General features: G+C 42.3%; 15 protein-coding genes. 1 reads left to right on the forward strand and 14 read right to left on the reverse strand.

The genetic code is table 11. From position 1 onward, the window contains the following. Positions 1-5 precede the first annotated feature (5 nt). Positions 6-3,803: an efflux RND transporter permease subunit gene (locus ACQRD1_RS06605; RefSeq protein ID WP_427787191.1), complete on the reverse strand. Its 3,798-nt coding sequence runs from the start codon at positions 3,801-3,803 to the stop codon at positions 6-8. 173 nt (positions 3,804-3,976) lie between these two features. Here ACQRD1_RS06605 and ymfI point away from each other — a divergent pair, with 173 nt between their 5' ends. Further along, the gene (gene ymfI, locus ACQRD1_RS06610) at positions 3,977-4,711 is read left to right on the forward strand and encodes an elongation factor P 5-aminopentanone reductase (RefSeq protein WP_235232550.1); all 735 of its coding nucleotides are present in this window, start codon (positions 3,977-3,979) and stop codon (positions 4,709-4,711) included. A 37-nt stretch (positions 4,712-4,748) separates the two neighbouring features. Here the strand turns inward: ymfI and ACQRD1_RS06615 are convergent, their stop codons facing one another. The 13 genes from ACQRD1_RS06615 to ACQRD1_RS06675 form a co-directional block, all read right to left on the reverse strand. After that, positions 4,749-5,501, reverse strand: a complete 753-nt coding sequence (locus tag ACQRD1_RS06615) for an exodeoxyribonuclease III (protein WP_235232549.1) — start codon at positions 5,499-5,501, stop codon at positions 4,749-4,751. Between the two features lie 35 nt (positions 5,502-5,536). Beyond that, complete coding sequence (gene truA / locus ACQRD1_RS06620; protein ID WP_235232548.1) at positions 5,537-6,271, reverse strand: tRNA pseudouridine(38-40) synthase TruA; 735 nt, start codon at positions 6,269-6,271, stop codon at positions 5,537-5,539. A 144-nt stretch (positions 6,272-6,415) separates the two neighbouring features. Then, the gene (gene nrdR / locus ACQRD1_RS06625; RefSeq protein WP_235232547.1) at positions 6,416-6,865 is read right to left on the reverse strand and encodes a transcriptional regulator NrdR; all 450 of its coding nucleotides are present in this window, start codon (positions 6,863-6,865) and stop codon (positions 6,416-6,418) included. Between the two features lie 64 nt (positions 6,866-6,929). Beyond that, positions 6,930-8,180, reverse strand: coding sequence for a glycoside hydrolase family 3 protein (locus ACQRD1_RS06630; protein ID WP_235232546.1), 1,251 nt, complete (start codon positions 8,178-8,180; stop codon positions 6,930-6,932). Between the two features lies 1 nt (position 8,181). Beyond that, positions 8,182-9,474, reverse strand: a complete 1,293-nt coding sequence (locus ACQRD1_RS06635) for a lectin-like protein (RefSeq protein WP_347375943.1) — start codon at positions 9,472-9,474, stop codon at positions 8,182-8,184. Positions 9,475-9,495: 21 nt separating this feature from the next. After that, positions 9,496-10,218 carry a M15 family metallopeptidase gene (locus ACQRD1_RS06640; RefSeq protein ID WP_427787212.1) on the reverse strand — a complete coding sequence of 241 codons (723 nt, stop codon included), beginning with the start codon at positions 10,216-10,218 and terminating at the stop codon, positions 9,496-9,498. A 2-nt stretch (positions 10,219-10,220) separates the two neighbouring features. Further along, on the reverse strand, positions 10,221-11,042 hold the full coding sequence (locus ACQRD1_RS06645; protein ID WP_235232543.1) for a discoidin domain-containing protein: 822 nt from the start codon (positions 11,040-11,042) through the stop codon (positions 10,221-10,223). A 12-nt stretch (positions 11,043-11,054) separates the two neighbouring features. Next, positions 11,055-12,128 (reverse strand): YARHG domain-containing protein, encoded by a 1,074-nt coding sequence (locus ACQRD1_RS06650; RefSeq protein WP_427787192.1) that lies wholly within the window; start codon positions 12,126-12,128, stop codon positions 11,055-11,057. 36 nt (positions 12,129-12,164) lie between these two features. After that, positions 12,165-12,842: a hypothetical protein gene (locus ACQRD1_RS06655; protein ID WP_427787193.1), complete on the reverse strand. Its 678-nt coding sequence runs from the start codon at positions 12,840-12,842 to the stop codon at positions 12,165-12,167. A 25-nt stretch (positions 12,843-12,867) separates the two neighbouring features. After that, positions 12,868-14,076 (reverse strand): SPFH domain-containing protein, encoded by a 1,209-nt coding sequence (locus tag ACQRD1_RS06660; RefSeq protein ID WP_427787194.1) that lies wholly within the window; start codon positions 14,074-14,076, stop codon positions 12,868-12,870. Beyond that, entirely contained in the window at positions 14,077-14,262 is a 186-nt protein-coding gene (locus ACQRD1_RS06665) for a hypothetical protein (RefSeq protein WP_235232539.1), read from the reverse strand. Further along, positions 14,247-17,660 carry a hypothetical protein gene (locus ACQRD1_RS06670; protein WP_427787195.1) on the reverse strand — a complete coding sequence of 1,138 codons (3,414 nt, stop codon included), beginning with the start codon at positions 17,658-17,660 and terminating at the stop codon, positions 14,247-14,249. Before ACQRD1_RS06670 ends, ACQRD1_RS06665 begins: the two co-directional genes overlap by 16 nt. Before the next feature lie 12 nt (positions 17,661-17,672). Beyond that, positions 17,673-17,969, reverse strand: coding sequence for a hypothetical protein (locus tag ACQRD1_RS06675; RefSeq protein ID WP_235232537.1), 297 nt, complete (start codon positions 17,967-17,969; stop codon positions 17,673-17,675). Positions 17,970-17,988 lie beyond the last annotated feature (19 nt).

Below are 17,988 nucleotides of genomic sequence, written 5' to 3' on the forward strand. Positions count from 1 at the left end.
TCCTATCATTTCTGATCTATCAGGGGTTCATTCTCTTCAATCTCCTCACGAAGCCTTGCTTTCTCTCTTCTGTGAAACAAATCGAAAATACAGGGAACTACCACCAGGGTTAGTATTGTACCATATATTAAGCCTCCGATAGTCACGACTGCCATCGGCTGCACCATATCGGCTCCCATTCCGAATCCAAGTGCCATAGTGGACAAGCCCAGAATGGTTGTTAAAGCGGTCATGATAATCGGTCGCAGTCTGGTCTTTCCAGCTTCTACCAATGCATCCTTTTGAGTCATTCCGCCTTCCATCAGTTGATTTGTATAGTCAATGAACACAATTCCATTATTGACAATAATACCAGATAACATTACAAATCCAATCATTGCAATGACACTGACCGGCATTCCTGCCAGCCAAAGTGCCAGCAGACCTCCGGTAAATGCAAGGGGCACTGTAAACATAACAATAAATGGAGACCTGAGAGACTGGAACTGTGCCACCATGATCAGGTACATGAATACAAGTGCCAGCCCCATCATTTTAAACAACTCTATCATTGCTTCATTAATCGTCTCATCTTCCCCTGTCATTTCAATCTCATATCCCTCTGGCGCATCATAAGCAGCAAGTGCTTTTTTCACTCGATTGCTGACCAGCCCAATATTATCGTCATCTTTGATCTCTGCCGTTACATTCATATATCTGCTCTGGTCAATTCGACTGATTGCCTGAAGTCCAGATGCGTCCTCAAAAGTCGCGATATCTGCCAATTTCAGCTCTTCCGTTGTACCATCCTGCTTCTCAATCTGTAGTGTCATATTTCGAATATCATCACGACTCATGCTTTCATTAGCATCATCCAGAACATAGACATCATAATCATTCGTATCGGTCGTCAAAGTTGTTGCTTTCTGTGCCTCCGCAAGCTTTCCATACAATTCCTGATATACCTGTGCTACAGTAAGCCCGTGCTGTGTTGCTTTTGCCTTATCCACTACAACCCGAAGTTCTTCTTTGTTGTCCTCTGTTCCATCCGATACATTCTGTGTTCCTTTGACATCTTCCACAATCTTTTTCACATCTTTTGCAACGCTCTGTAGCTTATCCAGATCTTTTCCTTTAATCTGAATATTGATTCCAGAAGCGCCAAGGGAACTCATATCCATATTGGACATATTGACCGTCAGTTCACCATCTATTCCTTTGGTAACCTTCTCAATCTCTTTTTTAAGTTCCGCATTTGACATAGACGGATTTTCCTTTGTTATTGCATAGAAGGAAACGAGATTCGTATCCTGACTACCTCCCATCATGGATGAAGATGACACAAGACCACCAATATCTTCAATATCATCGATAGCACCTACTTTGTCCATGACTTCATCAGCAACCTTTGACGTATCTTCCAGACTGGTTCCCTTTTCTGTCTCTAAAGTCATACTCACCTGTGTGCTTTCCATACTAGGCATAAATTCTGTTCCTTTTGACAATTCCAATGCAATGCTTATTATAAATAATGCCAGTGCACCGATCAATACGAAGACTTTTTTATTCAATGCTTTCCGAAGAATGATTCCATACTTCTCCCGAACCACAGCAAATAAGCGAGATTCTTTTTCCTCCGTCTTTCTCAACAGACCAGCAGACATCATTGGAACCAGCGTCAATGCCACGAGCAGACTGGCAAGCAAAGAATAAGCAATGGTAAGCCCCATATCTACGAATAACTGTCTGGTAATTCCCGAAGTAAACACAATTGGTAAGAATACACACACCGTCGTCAGCGTAGATGCCGTAATCGCACCAGCCACCTGTCTTGCTCCCTGAATAGCCGCATCTTTCGCAGACGCCCTTTCTTCATTTCGCATACGATAAATATTCTCAATTACAACAATCGAATTATCTACCAGCATACCTACACCCAGAGCTAATCCTGACAGTGATATGATATTCAATGTAACTCCGGAGAAATACATAGCAACCAATGCCGTCACAATACTGATTGGAATAGAGCATGCAATGACAAACGTAGGTCTGACACTCTTTAGGAATACCAGTAGAATAATAATTGCCAGTACTGCACCATATACAAGATTCTTCAACACAGAGTTCACGATCAGATCAATATAGACTCCCTGATCCATGAGTGTAATCGTCTGGATTTCCTTATGTTCTTTTTCTACCTGCTCTAATCTTTCCAAGACTCTGTCACTCACATCTCCAGTAGAATAGCCTGTCTGTTTCTGAATCGTCAACATCACACCCGGATTGCCATTGATCTTCGCATAAGTCTCATCCGAATTATTTACAAGTTCCACACTGGCCACATCAGACAGTTTTACCGGATCAATTCCTTCCATATCAACCAGAACCAGATCTTTCAACTCATCAAGACTCTGGAATTTTTCTCCGATTCGCACCAGATAATCCAGTCCATCTTCTTCCGTCACGTATCCTGCCGGCATACTGAAATTCTGTGCCGTCAATATAGTTTTAATCGTATCAATCGATAAGATACTTTCTACATTCATTGACGCTCCAGATTCACTCAATGCGGAATTCATCTGAGATTCTTGCATCTGGATCGCTACCTGTCCTGCCGCCAGCTGGGCAGCGCCTTCTCCAAGACCTGCTGCCGCCTCCAGCTGTCCGGATGCCAGCTGCCCTCTGGCCTGTGCCAGAGTCATAGCTCCATCATTGACCTGTTGCTGAATCGTATTCAACTGCTGCCTTCCTGCATCAATCTGCTGTTGCGCCGACTGTAGCTGCTGAACCTGTCCCTGAACTTCCTGAATTTTATCATCCAAAGACTCAAAAGTAATTCCCTGCTGTTCCAGCTGAGCACGGAGCTGCTCTAATTGTTCCTGTGCCTGAGCTTTCTGCTCTTCATCGAGACTTCCATTGATAATATCTGATAATTTCTGATACTGTTCTTGCACTGCCTGCAATGTCTGGAGTTCTATCTGCACAATTGCAAGCTGCTGTTGTATCTGTATCTCTGCAAGATCTAGCTCAGACTTTTTTTCATTGATCTCAAGCTGAGCCTGATTAATCTCTTCACTCTTCATCGACAATTGTGCTTCTGCCTGTGAAAGTCCGGCTGCCGCCTGTGCTTTTCCAGCTGCAAGTGCGTTTTGTCCACTTTCCACCTGAGCTTTCGCTTCGTCCAATGCACTTTTCGCCTCATTAACTTTTGCTTCCATCTCTGCTTTAATATCGTCACTAAGCTCATTAATCTTCTGTTCATTCAGGACAATTTCAACCGTCTCTTCAATACTTCCGGTCGTTATTACAGAAGCAACACCTTCGACACTTTCCACCTCAGGAATAACCTGCTCTTCTATCAACTTGCTGGCTTTTACCGCATCTGCATCTTTGACACTGACAGCAGTGACCAGCACCGGCATCATATCAGGATTTAATTTCATAATAATGGGATTAGATACAGCATCCGGCCAAAAACCCTGAATCTGGTCAAGATTCTCTCTCATCTCAATCGTGACCGAATCCATATTGGCAGTCTGATCGAACTCTAGAATAACTGTGGATGCATTTTCATTAGATATAGACTGAACCGTCTTGATATTACTGACAGTAGCCATTGCCTGCTCAACCGGCTTTGTCACTACCTCTTCTACTTCTTCCGGGCTTGCGCCTACATAGGTTGTCATGACCATCGCATACGGAAGATTCATATTGGGCAGTAAGTCTACCGTCATTTTCGTAAACGATACCACTCCCAGTATAATAATTAAAACCACTCCTACCACAACGGTATATGGTTTCTTTACACTGAATTTTGATAACATATAGTGTCCTCTTCTTTCTTATCCGTCTCCGTTACTTCCTGCATGTAAAAATGAAATTAACTATGTAAATCATAACACTTGACACTTTAATTCGCAACAATTCCGAGATATAATAACGATGTATAAAACCTAGATTTAATAAATATTTTATAAATAACAGACAGGAGTTCTATATGAATAAGAAAAACATCTTGATTACCGGTGCCTCCCGGGGAATCGGAAAGGCCACCGCATTATTATTTGCCAAGAAAGGATATCATGTATTTTTGAACTGCCGTACATCAGTTGCTGAATTAGAAGACGTCAAAAAAATCATTGAGAATAAATATCAGAGTACTTGTACGATTGTTACCGGGGATGTTGGAAACCCCGACGATGTTACTCAGATATTCCAAACCATCTATCAATCCTGTGATTATCTGGATATTTTAGTCAATAATGCGGGCATCTCACACATTGGATTAATGATGGATATGAGCAATGATGAATGGGAGCGAATCATACAGACCAACCTCTCTTCCGTATTCTATTGCAGTCGTGCCGCCGTACCTGCAATGATCTCTCGAAAATCTGGAAAGATTATTAATATTTCCTCTATGTGGGGCACTTCTGGAGCCTCTTGCGAAGTAGCTTATTCTGCCTCCAAATCCGGCATGAATGGATTCACCAGAGCTCTTGCCAAAGAACTGGCGCCAAGCAATATTCAGGTAAATGCTATTGCCTGCGGCGTCATTGATACAATTATGAATCAACAGCTATCGGCTGAAGAGAGAAAAGCATTAGAAGAAGAGATTCCTGCCGGAAGATATGGTACGGTAGAAGAAATCGCTGATATGATCTGGAACGTAGCCAATGCTCCGGCCTACATGACCGGACAAGTCATCGGAATAGATGGGGGAATCTTGTAGTTTAACACCACAAGATTCCCCCTTGAAACTTATTATTTTATTGAAAATCCAGCTCTACCGGGCAATGATCAGATCCCATCACATCCGTCAGGATCTTAGCATCTACAAGACGTTCTTTTAAAGCTTCAGATACACAGAAGTAGTCAATACGCCACCCTGCATTCTTTGCTCTTGCACTGAATCGATAAGACCACCAGGAATAGATCCCTTCAGCATCCGGATAAAAATATCGGAAAGTATCAATAAACCCAGCATCCAAAAGCGAAGAGAATTTTTCTCTCTCTTCATCCGTAAAACCGGCATTCTTCCGGTTCGTCTTAGGATTCTTAAGGTCAATCTCCTTGTGTGCAACATTCAGATCCCCGCAGAAGACTACTGGTTTCTTCTCTTCCAGCTTCTTGAGATATGCCAGAAAATCATCTTCCCACTGCATTCTGTATGGAAGTCTTGCCAATTCATTTTGAGAATTCGGTGTATATACCGTAATAAAATAATAGTCTTCAAATTCCAGTGTAATCACGCGGCCTTCCTGGTCATGCTCTTCAATCCCAATACCATAGGACACAGAAATCGGCTCTTTTTTTGTAAATATTGCTGTCCCTGAATATCCTTTTCTTTTCGCATAGTTCCAATACTGGTAATATCCAGGAGTATTCAACTCCAGCTGACCTTCCTGCATCTTAGATTCCTGGATACAGAATATATCCGCATCCGCCTGCTGAAAGAATTCCTCAAATCCCTTCTGCACACAGGCACGGATTCCATTAACATTCCATGAAATAAACTTCATTGATTATCCTCCCACTCTTTCGAGAATCTTTATTTTTAATAATATACTTTCCGCAGGAACAATCCTCTTGCCGGTGCCAGAAAACCAGCCAGACTTCTGTCCTCCGCAGCAATAACGACCGGAAGCTTAGACGCATCCCTCTTGCCAGTACCAATCTCTAATAATGTTCCAGTCAATATTCTTACCATATGATATAAAAATCCGGTACCATAGTAGGTGATCCTGACTTTCTCACCATTACTTACGATCTTAATATTGGTAATCCGGCGGATAGGATCTTTGCATTCCTTATCGTCGGTAAAACTGGTAAAATTCTTCGGCCCGATCAAATACTTGGTCGCATCACGCATCGCTTCAATATCCAGTTTCTCAGGATAATGATAGCAGTATCTGCGTGAAAATACATCCGGCTTCTCTCTACAGTCAATATAATATTCATATTTTTTCCCTTTTGCACTCTTGCGGGCATGGAAACCATTCTTTACAAGTTCCACCTTCACAATACGAATATCTTCAGGAAGATACCGGTTCAATGAATCTTTTAACTCTTTGGTATCATATAACTTTGTTAATTTTACGCTCGCCACCTGGCCTCGGGCATGCACTCCGGCATCCGTTCTGCCAGACCCATCAACATGTACCCGATATCCGACCAGCTTCCCAATGCTCCATTCCAGAATAAACTGAATGGTGTTGTCAGTGGTAGCCTGACGCTGCCATCCCTGGTATCTGCTGCCATCATAAGAAATGGTTAACTTGTATGTTCTCATATATCTCACCCAATCTATAATCGTATCTCTATAGCACCATCTGTTTCTGTTAAAAATATATAATATAAAAAAGGAAGAAGCAATCCCTTTTTCTTGCTTCTTCCCTTATTCTATCACTTTATTACTATCTAAGCAAATATCTTCTTATTTTAATATTTTTTTCAGTTCATCCATAAAGGTGTTCACATCTTTGAATTCTCTGTATACAGACGCAAAACGCACATATGCAACTTCATCGAGTTCTTTTAATTCTTCCATTACAAGTTCTCCAATCATACTGCTTGGAATCTCCTTCGCCTCCTGGTTAAATATCTTCGTCTCGATCCTGTCGATTGCATGCTGTATAGCTTCAGCAGATACCGGTCTTTTGTAACAGGCCCTTAAAATTCCATTCTCAATCTTACCGCGGTTATACTGCTCACGGTTATTATCCTTCTTGATAATGATCAATGGAATCGTCTCTACCTTTTCATATGTCGTAAACCGCTTTCCACACACATCACAGGAACGGCGCCGGCGAATTGAATTGCCATCCTCGGCAGGTCTGGAATCAATAACTCTGGTATCTGGATGATTACAATATGGACACTTCATCTTGCGTTATTCCTTTCTCATCGTACTTGTATACAGTATATCGGTTAAATGAACAGAAGTCAAATTACTTTTGGCTGATATCTAATTTTAAATTCACAATCCGCCTTACAGATTCATTGATTCGTTCTTCTGTCAGCCTGCCATCTCCTACCGCAGATAACACACCCTGATACGCTTCCTGAAAATTCTCTGGCATTAACAGGATATCTACGCCAGCCTGCAATGCCTGTACAGCTGCCTGTCCTGATGAATATTCTTCAGCAATTGCACCCATATTCAATGCATCTGTCGTTACAACTCCCTGATAGCCTAACTGACCACGCAAGATATCGTTGATCATAACTCCAGACAGAGAAGACGGCGTATTATCTCCGACAATATTCGGGCAGGAAATATGCGCAGCCATTATAACTTTCACTCCGGCATTGATACCATTGATAAACGGAACCAGCTCATTTGCCATCATCTCATTCAAGGTTTTATTCGTATACGCATATCCGGCATGCGTATCAGCCTCTGTCGCTCCATGCCCGGGATAGTGCTTTATGACTGGGATAATATTCTGATCCTGTAGTCCCTTCATCTCTGCCAGCATCATCTCAGAAACCAGATTACAGTCTGTTCCAAATGATCTGGAACCAATCACAGTATTCGACGGATTCGTCAGCACATCTGCATCCGGTGCATTATCCATATTAAATCCCAGATCATACAGGAAGCTTCCAATCTTTGCTCCTACATTATAGGCATTCTGAGGGTCTCCAGTTGCACCGATCACACTCATACTGTCAATCTTCTCCAGATTAAAATTCGGATTATTGCTAAACCGGCTGACTGTACCGCCTTCTTCATCCACACTGATAAATAATGGCAGTCCTATTCTCTGATAAGAATACTCCTGGACATTCTTCACCATTTCCCGTACTTGTTCCGGATTCTCAAGATTCTGTGACATGTAGATAAAGCCGCCGACCGGATACTGGCTGATTGCATTCTGAGTCGTCTCGCCTGCGGCAATGACAACTCCTACTCCTGTCAATTCTTCTGGGGTTACAATGAATAACTGTGCTACTTTCTCATCTAAAGTCAGAGAATTTACGATTTCCTCTACTTCTTCCTTGCGCTGTTCCTCTTCGGATAACTCAGGTTCCACAGTCTGAACAGATTCCTGCTTTTTATCAGATTCTGATTTTACTTCTGACTGTGTCTCTTCAAACTTATCATTCTGTTTTACGATCTGATGATACCAAAGACCGGCCGCGACTGCCAGTAGAGCCGCAGCAGTAATTGCTATGATTCCAATATATTTCTTCATATTATTCAAACTCTATGATATATCCAACTTTTCCACTCAGAAGGCTCGGATAATTAGCCGCCAGATTATCTGAGGAGTCATTGAGATACCATGTTCCATTTACATAGAACAGATTCATTACATTTTCCTGAATATTTCCGTTCGCATCAGATCCCGTATCGACAAAGCTCGGTTCATTGATATACCAATATCCATTGCTCCAGGATTCAGAACGGTTTAGAGCATCTCCTATAAATTCGTTATTCTGGTTCACCCAGTAATAATCGCTTCCGCTTGCATCTCTGCGTCCACCAAGATAAAAATGCTGTTTTGTATACCCTCTTGATGTCAGCATATTCGTAATATAATTGTATTCTTCTACAGAGTTGATTCTGGCAAGATATCCTCCGGCACTTTCACATGCTTCTTTTGCCTGACTCCAGGAGACATCAGAAATCACTACATTATATTCATGGATTGCAGTATCATCCTCATCTACTTCATCCGTCCAGGCATCTGTTACACTCATCAGTATCCGATCATTGTCAATCGTAAGCGAACCTGTCACCGTCGTCATCTTTCCATCAAAATCTCTCATATCAATGCTGCTGGAAGAATCAATACACACCTCGCTTACATCTTCTAATAAGGCCTTCTTATTGTCCGTTGTGTAAGCATAGAAATTAAGTGGTGGATCTAATCTGACCACTGCCGGTGAAACCATATAATCGATTTTCCCCGTATACTCCCAATGGTTCACATTCACTGCATTGACATCTACCAGCGAAAGATCAATCTCTTCTTCTGTAGTTTCGGGTTCTTCCGCAGGCACATCCTGCTCATACTGATACATCTGCTCTGCTTCTTTCTTTGCTTTCATGCCGCGCACGATGAAGACTGCTGCAACAATCAATAACAATATAACTACCACTGCCACGACATAAGCCGGCTTGAAACTAATGGTTACCTTCCCATCATGGCTTACATTGTCCCCAGATGATCTTCCTCCAGATGAACTGCTCCCGGACGAAGAACCGCCAGTTGATGCAGGTTTAACTCCCAGACCATAGATATCTTCTTCCTGTGCTTCTCGGACAGAATCTTTTTTTACTGAAGATTTTTCTTCTGGTTCTTTCACAGCAGGTTCTTCCTCTATTGCAGGTTCTTCTTTTTTCTTTTTGGTACTGAACCGCTTTTTCTTTTCCGGTTCACTTGCCACTGCGCTGTTCGTCTCTGTATCAATCAGCGGTATCCCACATATCGGGCACACATTTTCATGTTCATACTCGTTCCCACATATTGGACATTTTTTCATCCTATGTTCCTCCCTCTTTTCCTAACTCTCTGGAATATAATCCATTTCTACCGGATATGCATCTGTATCTTCATAATGCCACCACTCGCCAAAATATGGTTCAAATCCATACTTCATCATTGTTTCTTCGAGCAATCCGGCATTCTGCGCCTCTTCTTCCAGGCAGTCACTGTAATCACGGTCTGCTTTCGCTGAAAAATCATCAAATCCTGTCGGCATCGGAATCTCTGTCCCATCTTTATTTACGATCGTCAAATCCACGGTATTTCCTTTACTATGTGAAGAATATCCCTTATTAGGATTGGCAACGTAGATGCTGTTTGGGCATATTTCCCACAGATCGAACTGAGCGTATACCGGTCGATAAGCATCCCATATTTTCAGCACATATCCGTTTTCCCGAATCTCTTGCTGCACTTGCAGCAGTTTTTCTATCGTTCCATAGCGCAGATATGCATCATTAAAATCGTAGATAACCTCTCCGGTAAAGTTGTTCTGTGTTGCATATCTTAGCTCAACTATAATATCCGGTATATAATCCTTAACGCAGACCAATTCCTCCTTCTCCGGAATTTTTTTAATTTTAATCTGACCTTTGATCTCTGTCACACTTGTCCTGACTGCTTCTGTCATCCACGTGACATCATGACATGAAAGTGCCGGAACACTCTCTGCACCTGAACATCCGGTGCTGCTCAAGACAAATGCGAGCAGGCTATACAAAGCTATTCTTTTTATCCTCATACTCAAAACAGTTTGATCTCTGATATACAGGTATCTTCGTACTTTGTTCCCGGATATACAGAGTTAATGATAATCCGGATATAACTCGTTTCTTTCGGTGTCGAAAATGTTACGACCTGTTCCTGATCATACACATCTGCTAATGAATAATTTTCAACACTGCCATCTGAGAATTCCACACTGATAGTCTCAGGCCTTGAATTATTGTAATATACATAATCATTTTTCTGATAACCTGCGCATATTCTCAGACCGCTAACCTGATAGGTTCCGTCAAATGTCAATACAAGCTTCTCACCGATACCTTGCCCTGCTGCACCTTCTACCCAGGCCGTATCAGGATCTCCATCCAGAACACGCCCTGCAAAATGTGTCATGTTAGATTCTGACAGTTCAGAAGAAGCCATCACATCTTCCACATGATCCATAGAAATCACCGGGATATTGGTATTTTCCCCTTCCTCCAGATCATTTTCAGCCTCTGAGATATCGGTATCCTCCACAATATCCTTATCATCTTGATTATCTTGTTGTTCCACTTCTGCAGCCGCCTGAGCCTGCATTCTCTGCTCCGCCTCTTTTTTTGCTCTAGTATTCGATACCATAAATACTGCCGCTGCGATAACAAGCACTATAACAACGACAAGCACAGCCGCCATAATATAACCTTTTGGTATTGGTTTCTTCTCTCTGTTCATACGGCTTTTTTTCTCAGGCTCTTTTGCCACAGCGGTGTTTGTCGCTGTATCGATTAACATAACCCTGCATTCAGGGCACATATCTTCCTGTTCATATTCCTTTCCACAAAGCGGACATCTCTTCATTCCTGTATCCTCCTAGCGATAACCCTTACTCTCTTCGTATTTTACAATGGTCTGCACATTCGCATATTCCACACTATTTAACATACTTTCCTGGAAAGCTTCTGGTTCAATCGTTCCGTTATACCAGCTCTTTGAGTTAAAATATGCCTGGATTCCTGAATCCTGGAATTTACGTCCGTGACGTGCATAGATTTCATTTCTTGCATACATCAGTTCTTCTTTCGTCAAAGACTCTAATTCTGAAGAAGAGATAACTCTTGTACTGCTGTCAGGGATAATATAGTCGCCAGTAAGCGCAGACTCTTCTTCTTTGAATCCTTCAAATGTATCAAATACATAATGTACATCCTCTTCCAGGCGCTGATATTCCTTGCTTACATACTCATCTTCAACATCATAACTTACATCCGATGGATATTCTACCACGTAGATCACATTACCGTCTTCTTTAATTGTCGTATAATTATTCAGGGAATCCCTATCCTCAGTTGACACTGCTGCCACACTGAACAGATACCCTCCATATTCACTGGACTTCTTCTGATAGAATGAAATATAGTCATCGTAGACATCTGCTACACACAAGTCTTTCCAGTATGCCGGAAGCTGGAAGGAGAAGCTGTCAGTCTCAAAATCAACCAATTCATTTCTCGCAAAATCTTCTTCGTTTAATTCAACTTCCTCTGCCATATCTTCTGTGACAGTTCCTGTACCAGATGACTGTACATATTGCGTCTCTTCCTTGCCGCCTAAGACAAATTTCAAAATTACAATAATTAGTATAAGGATAACAACCCCTGCTCCAATGAGCATTAAAAGCTTTGAATCCATGCTTTTTGCCTGGGAAACTACCTGAGACGCCGTTTCTTTTGCCTGTGTTGCTACCTGAGCCGCCGTCTCCTTTGCCTGTTCTTTCGCCTGTTCCTTAGCTTGATCACGCTGTTCTCTTTGCTCACGCCTTTTTCTCTCTTTTGCACTTTCATTGCTGACAGCACAATTGGAATCTGTATCAATCAATAAGATATTACAAATGGGACATACATTTTCTGTCTCGTATTCTTTTCCACACAAAGGGCACTTTTTCATATTGGTATTCCTCCTGATCTATCTTCCAATTATCCGTTAATTGCCAAGTTTTAGCTGACGGTTACGTTCTCCAGCCAGACGGTAGATCTTATCTGCACACATGCCGACAGCTTCTGCATCTCCACCGGATGCAATCATACGCAGCTGTTCTATCTCACTGATAATCTGGAACTCCAGATCTGCAACATTCCGATTGGATTTTGCAGGGCTAGACTGAATCAGATCATATACTTTCTCAACCTTTTTATTCGCTGTTTTATCATCTACCATGCCCATAACTTCTTTTAAGATCATAGCCGCTTCTTTCAGATATTTCACTTCCAACTCATGACGCTCTACACTGTCTGCCGTGGAATCATTTGCCTGTATATTGGCAATCAGAAGAACTACATAAACTGCTGCAATGACAGCCTGTACGATCAGCGGCGCTTTATAACTCTCAGATGCTACCTTGATAAAGATAATACCGACGATCAATTCAACCACAAAATATACCCCTGAGATAGAATTCAGCGTCATTCCAAATAATGCAGCATTACTTCCTTTCCGCACAAACAATGTCGTACACACCAGTAAAAGATATGCAATATGGATAAACACATATGATATCCATACGGAAGCCGGATGCTCTGTTCCACCCAGCATATAAAATATCAGATTAAATATAATCAGAAATACCAAATATACTATTGTTGATAATACGTTCTTTTTCATCTCTCACTCTCATCCTTTTCTATATCTATGCCCGCGGTGTTCCACACTGGCTGCAGAACTTTGCCCCCGGTGCTAGTTCTGCTCCACACGTTGTACAAAATGCCTTCTGACTGACAGGAGTTCCACAAGCAGCGCAGAATTTTGCTCCTGGTGCAAGACTGGCCCCACATGCCGTACAAGTCATGCCTGCTGCTTGTCCCATATTCTGCTGGCCGGCATCTGCCTGTCCCGGCGCCATCCCTCGTCTCTGTGAGAATCTTCCGCTCGGTCCCGGATTCGCATTCTGCTGGCCGCTATTCTGATTATTATTCATCGGTGCAAACATCTGCTGTGCCATACCTCCGAACACACCACCGGCAGCCATTCCCATTCCCATTCCTGCTCCAGCAGCGGCCATTCCTCCTGCTCCAGGGTTATTCGCAAGATCTCTTAAAATCTCGCTTGCCTGTACTCTGCCCCAGTCATCGCCAAGAATATTGACAACACCTTTTTTCGCAAATGCTTCTTCCAACGCTGCACGGTTCGGATCATTTTGCGGAATATCTAATCCCATAATAGAAAAACTGATCAGTTTCAATCCATAGTCATCTAAGATTTCCTGCAATTGCGGCTTAATACTTTCTGCCAGTACATCCTGCTCTGCACAGATTCCAAGAATCTCTTCCTGAGAGTTTTTCACATATTTTGCGATCGTCGTTTTAATATGCTCCTGGAATTCACTGATAAAGAAGTTATCAAGTTCATCCTGCATCAGGAACTGAATGTTATTTCCCAATAATTTGGTCAGGAATTTTGCTCCATCTTCTACCTGTACTTTGTATGCTCCACGAGCCTGCAGACTGGTCATAATCTGCATAACCGGGTCGCGGACCTGAATCGGAGATTCTGTCCCCCACTTGATCTCCAGTCCAGAAGCCTTACGCACAAAATACACAACGCAATTAAAGGTACTGATTCCCCCTGAAAATGCATTTCGTAATCTGCTGATGAATGGATAGTTTTCTGTAGAAAGCTTATATGTACCATTATCAAATACCTGCTCAATCACGCCGCCTTTAATAAAAACAGCTTCCTCTCCCGGCATTACGACCAATGTCGAATTCGTATTAAAATCCTCCTCCGGCTGCCTCCAGATCAGAAGATCGCCGGGTCCGGAATTCTTGATTACGTCAGTCCAGTGTTTTTTTCCTCCTGTATAATTTACTTCGTTTGGATTTTTACTAAAAAGTCCCATCTACGTTTCCTCCTTTTTAATTCTTGGAATCCATAATGTCTCTTCTTTTTCCGTCATCGTACCATCTTCCTGAATTACCGTTCTTCGAAGACTTGCCTTTCCCAGTTCGATCTCTGGCAATTCACAGCCTTCCGGTAATTCTATCCCCTCTGGCAGTTCCAATTTATATTTTATTTTTTCTTCCAAAAGAATCTCCCCTTTCTTCTCTGATTTAATTGCATCAGTCTCTCATAGATCTTCGTTGCATATTCCCTAGGCTGTGGATTATTCCGATATTCTGAATATCCTTCTGCAATAAATTCTTTGATATTGGTCTGTGAATATCCTGACAACACATCCTGTGCATTGCCATTACTCATCATCTCTTCATATAGCCCAATCATTTTCTCATCATGACATGCATCCAACATATTATCTATCTCGTGTCCCAACTCATGATCAATCGTTGCACGCGGTGTATCACAGCCAATTGGTTTATGCTTAATGCGTACTTCCTCCTGCTTTGCATCCGTAAAAGCCTCATAATCCGAAGCATAAGTATTGTTAATAGCAACTCCTGTATATTGATCCAGCTTTCCTCCTGTCGGATCAACATTCTCAGGAATATGCAGTGACCACGCAAATGTTCCATCTGTGTCATCCAGTCCCCAATTCGAGATAAGTTTATCCGCATTATGTTCTGCAATCGACCTTATCTCATCCTCATTCCATCCAGAATTCGGTATCTTCTTCAATTCCTTTGTATAATAATCAATATATTCATCCCGAATACCTGCCACCTGGGTATCGATACTTCCAAGAAACTTCACTTCCAGATCCGGGAAATCTTTCTTGGCGTCGTGTACAGCATCTGATACGGAACTTGCAACGTCTGGATTAAAATCATGAAAATCTGCCTTACCAACATCATAATTGTCCATCAAATCTTTTGCAATCTCTTCTTTGATATCTTTCATATCCTGATTGCCCACAGAATTCTCAATCGGCCCCTGTACAGATGGCTCCTGTTGATTGGCAGATGGAATTACTGGTTCTGTCGGAATCGTTCCGGTTGGATCTGCATTCATCGGCTCTGTATATCCATATGGGATATTATCATTATCATATGCCGGAACATCTGCCGGAATTCCCAGTTCATTCTTCAATGCAGCATTCAATCTCTGCCATTCTGGATCCTGAGAATATTCTGGATAATCTCCCTTTCCATAATTGTGTTCACACATGTAATCATACATCTGGGCCTGCGCCGGTCCCATGCCAAAATGACTGTTCTCAGACATTGTCTGGTCTGCGGTTTCTCCATGAACACCTGCGGATTCTTCCAAGTCAAGTTCCGGGGCTTCTTTGATGAATGGCTTTGGAGGTATCTCTGTGCCATCTGGCGTATCGCGATTTGAATCCCAGCGGTTATCATCGGTAAGGCTGTCCGGATTCTCTACAAAATGTCCACTTGCATCATAGTTCTTCGGATCTAACCATGCCTCCATCGCACTCTGCTTTGGCTTCTCCTCATTGACAGTATCTGCATTCATATCTTCTGTTGTAACTTCATCTGTATTCATATCTTCTGTTGTAACCGCATCTATGTTGATGTCTTCAACTGTCAAATCATCTGAAATTACATCGTCCTCAATATCCTGAATCACCTCATTACTGTCAACAGACAGATCATCTGCATCATCTGAAATATCCTCCAAAATATCTTCCGGAATCATATCATCTGATACATCTGTCACTTCTTCCAGTTCTTCTGGGGTTTTTCCGTAATTATCCAAAGCTTCTGCATATTCCGCATAAGCCTGTGCCTGATCTTCCATCGGCATATGCTGCTGCTTAATATGCTCTGCATAGGCATCTTTCGCATCCTGAGTTATCTGCTCACCGTATTCTGATGCTTCCATTCCTCCCGGTTTATATCCGAAGTCCTGTCCATCTCCTATGTAATGACCATTCTCATCATAATTATCCGGATTGATCCAATCTTCAAACGTATGCTTTCCTGATCCTGTTGTATCATCCGGAACAATCTCTGAAACTCCTGAGCCTCCGCCTGAATCGCCTCCGGCACCTGCCGTATCTGTATCTGCCGTATCAGTATCTGCCACATCCGAGTCCGCCATTGCATCTTCCTGCGCAAGATGTTCTGCATAAGAATCCTGCGCCTGCTGATCAATCTGTTCTCCGTATTCTGATGCTTCCATTCCTTCCGGTTTATATCCGAAGTCTTGTCCATCTCCTATGTAATGTCCGTCTTCATCATAGTTATCCGGATTGATCCAATCTTCAAACGTATGCTGTTCCTGCTGAGGTTTGTCAGCCATCTCTTCCGTGAGAACTTCAACGGAACCTATATCCTCCTGATCAATTAGATTCTCAGCTTGTTCTGGAACAGCTTCTTCCAGATCATCTGTATCCTCTATCGGCTCTTCAGTCTCTGTTCCTTCCAGATCCGTTGGATTTTCCTCTTCTTCTATGGATTCATCGGTCGTGATATCTTCATCCCCCTCGACCACTTCATCTTCTGCAGTTACTTCCCCAATCGTTTCGTCTTCTACAGCAGTATCATCTTCTGCAGTATCTTCTGCTTCGATTACTTCATCGCTCTCGACATCTCCTTCCAGATCATCTGCATCTTCGACTACTTCTTCATCTTCTTCAGTTGCATCCTCACTGACTTCGTCTTCCGCAATGGTGTCCTCTTCTTCAACTGTATCCTCTGCTTCGATTACTTCATCACTCTCGACATCTCCTTCCAGATCATCTGTATCCTCTATCGGCTCTTCAGTCTCTGTTCCTTCCAGATCCGTTGGATTTTCCTCTTCTTCTACAGATTCATCGGCTGTGATATCTGCTTCTTCCTCGACCATTTCATCGGCTTCAGTTGCTTCCTCACTGACTTCGTCTTCCGCAATGGTATCCTCTTCTTCAACTGTATCCTCTGCTTCGATTACTTCATCACTCTCGACATCTTCTTCCAGATTATCTGTTTCCTCTATCGGCTCTTCAGTCTCCGTTCCTTCCAGATCCGTTGGATTTTCCTCTTCTTCTATGGATTCATCGGCTGTGATATCTGTATCTTCCTCGACCATTTCATCGGCTTCAGTTGCTTCCTCACTGACTTCGTCTTCTACAGCAGTATCATCTTCCGCTTCGATTACTTCATCACTCTCAACATCTCCATCTTCTTCCAAATCATCTGTATCTTCGACTACTTCTTCATCTTCAACTACTTCTTCATCTTCAACTACTTCTTCATCTTCGACTACTTCTTCATCTTCGACTACTTCTTCATCTTCGACGATATCATCTTCTATTACCTCGTCATCCATCTCTATATCATCATCAATGATTTCATCGTCATAATCTATATCATCGTCGATAATTTCATCATCCATCTCTATATCTTCATCAATATCCATGTCTACATCTGTATCCACATCGATATCATCATCGATATCCATGTCTACATCTGTATCCATATCGACATCCATGTCCATATCGGCATCCATGTCCACATCGACATCCATATCTACATCGACATCCGTGTCCACATCAAAATCCATATCTTCTGAAAATTCATCCATGGTACATCCTCCTTATCGTAATGGCAGTCCCTGCTTCAACTTTGCCAATGCAGTTTCGGGTTTATTGCGAAGATAAATCAGATAATTATATGCTCCAACAGGCTTTAAATAGGTCGTCGATTCCAGCATCTTTGCTGTATAACCCTCTACTGTTACCGGATGCTCCTCCTCAAACTTGCCCGTCTGAATATATTGGTATAGTTCACCCATAATATCTGGATGTTTCTCCAATTTATCGCACATCTGAGAAGCCAGTTTTGGCGTCTGATTTTCCTTTTCAACAAGATATTCAAATATCTGTTCTCTCATAAACTTTCCTTTCCGGCAC

It is taken from the genome of Bariatricus sp. SGI.019, from assembly GCF_050315235.1.
Taxonomy (GTDB): domain Bacteria; phylum Bacillota; class Clostridia; order Lachnospirales; family Lachnospiraceae; genus JAFBIX01.

Bases quoted from the DNA above. Each gene is read 5' to 3' on its own strand.
- ACQRD1_RS06645 (WP_235232543.1), bottom strand. From the start codon at position 11,042: ATGAAGAGATGTCCGCTTTGTGGAAAGGAATATGAACAGGAAGATATG.
- nrdR (WP_235232547.1), bottom strand. From the start codon at position 6,865: ATGAAGTGTCCATATTGTAATCATCCAGATACCAGAGTTATTGATTCC.
- ACQRD1_RS06630 (WP_235232546.1), bottom strand. From the start codon at position 8,180: ATGAAGAAATATATTGGAATCATAGCAATTACTGCTGCGGCTCTACTG.
- ACQRD1_RS06675 (WP_235232537.1), bottom strand. From the start codon at position 17,969: ATGAGAGAACAGATATTTGAATATCTTGTTGAAAAGGAAAATCAGACG.
- ACQRD1_RS06615 (WP_235232549.1), bottom strand. From the start codon at position 5,501: ATGAAGTTTATTTCATGGAATGTTAATGGAATCCGTGCCTGTGTGCAG.
- ACQRD1_RS06670 (WP_427787195.1), bottom strand. From the start codon at position 17,660: ATGGATGAATTTTCAGAAGATATGGATTTTGATGTGGACACGGATGTC.
- ACQRD1_RS06655 (WP_427787193.1), bottom strand. From the start codon at position 12,842: ATGAAAAAGAACGTATTATCAACAATAGTATATTTGGTATTTCTGATT.
- ACQRD1_RS06660 (WP_427787194.1), bottom strand. From the start codon at position 14,076: ATGGGACTTTTTAGTAAAAATCCAAACGAAGTAAATTATACAGGAGGA.
- ACQRD1_RS06650 (WP_427787192.1), bottom strand. From the start codon at position 12,128: ATGAAAAAGTGCCCTTTGTGTGGAAAAGAATACGAGACAGAAAATGTA.
- ACQRD1_RS06640 (WP_427787212.1), bottom strand. From the start codon at position 10,218: ATGAGGATAAAAAGAATAGCTTTGTATAGCCTGCTCGCATTTGTCTTG.
- ACQRD1_RS06605 (WP_427787191.1), bottom strand. From the start codon at position 3,803: ATGTTATCAAAATTCAGTGTAAAGAAACCATATACCGTTGTGGTAGGA.
- ymfI (WP_235232550.1), top strand. From the start codon at position 3,977: ATGAATAAGAAAAACATCTTGATTACCGGTGCCTCCCGGGGAATCGGA.
- ACQRD1_RS06635 (WP_347375943.1), bottom strand. From the start codon at position 9,474: ATGAAAAAATGTCCAATATGTGGGAACGAGTATGAACATGAAAATGTG.
- truA (WP_235232548.1), bottom strand. From the start codon at position 6,271: ATGAGAACATACAAGTTAACCATTTCTTATGATGGCAGCAGATACCAG.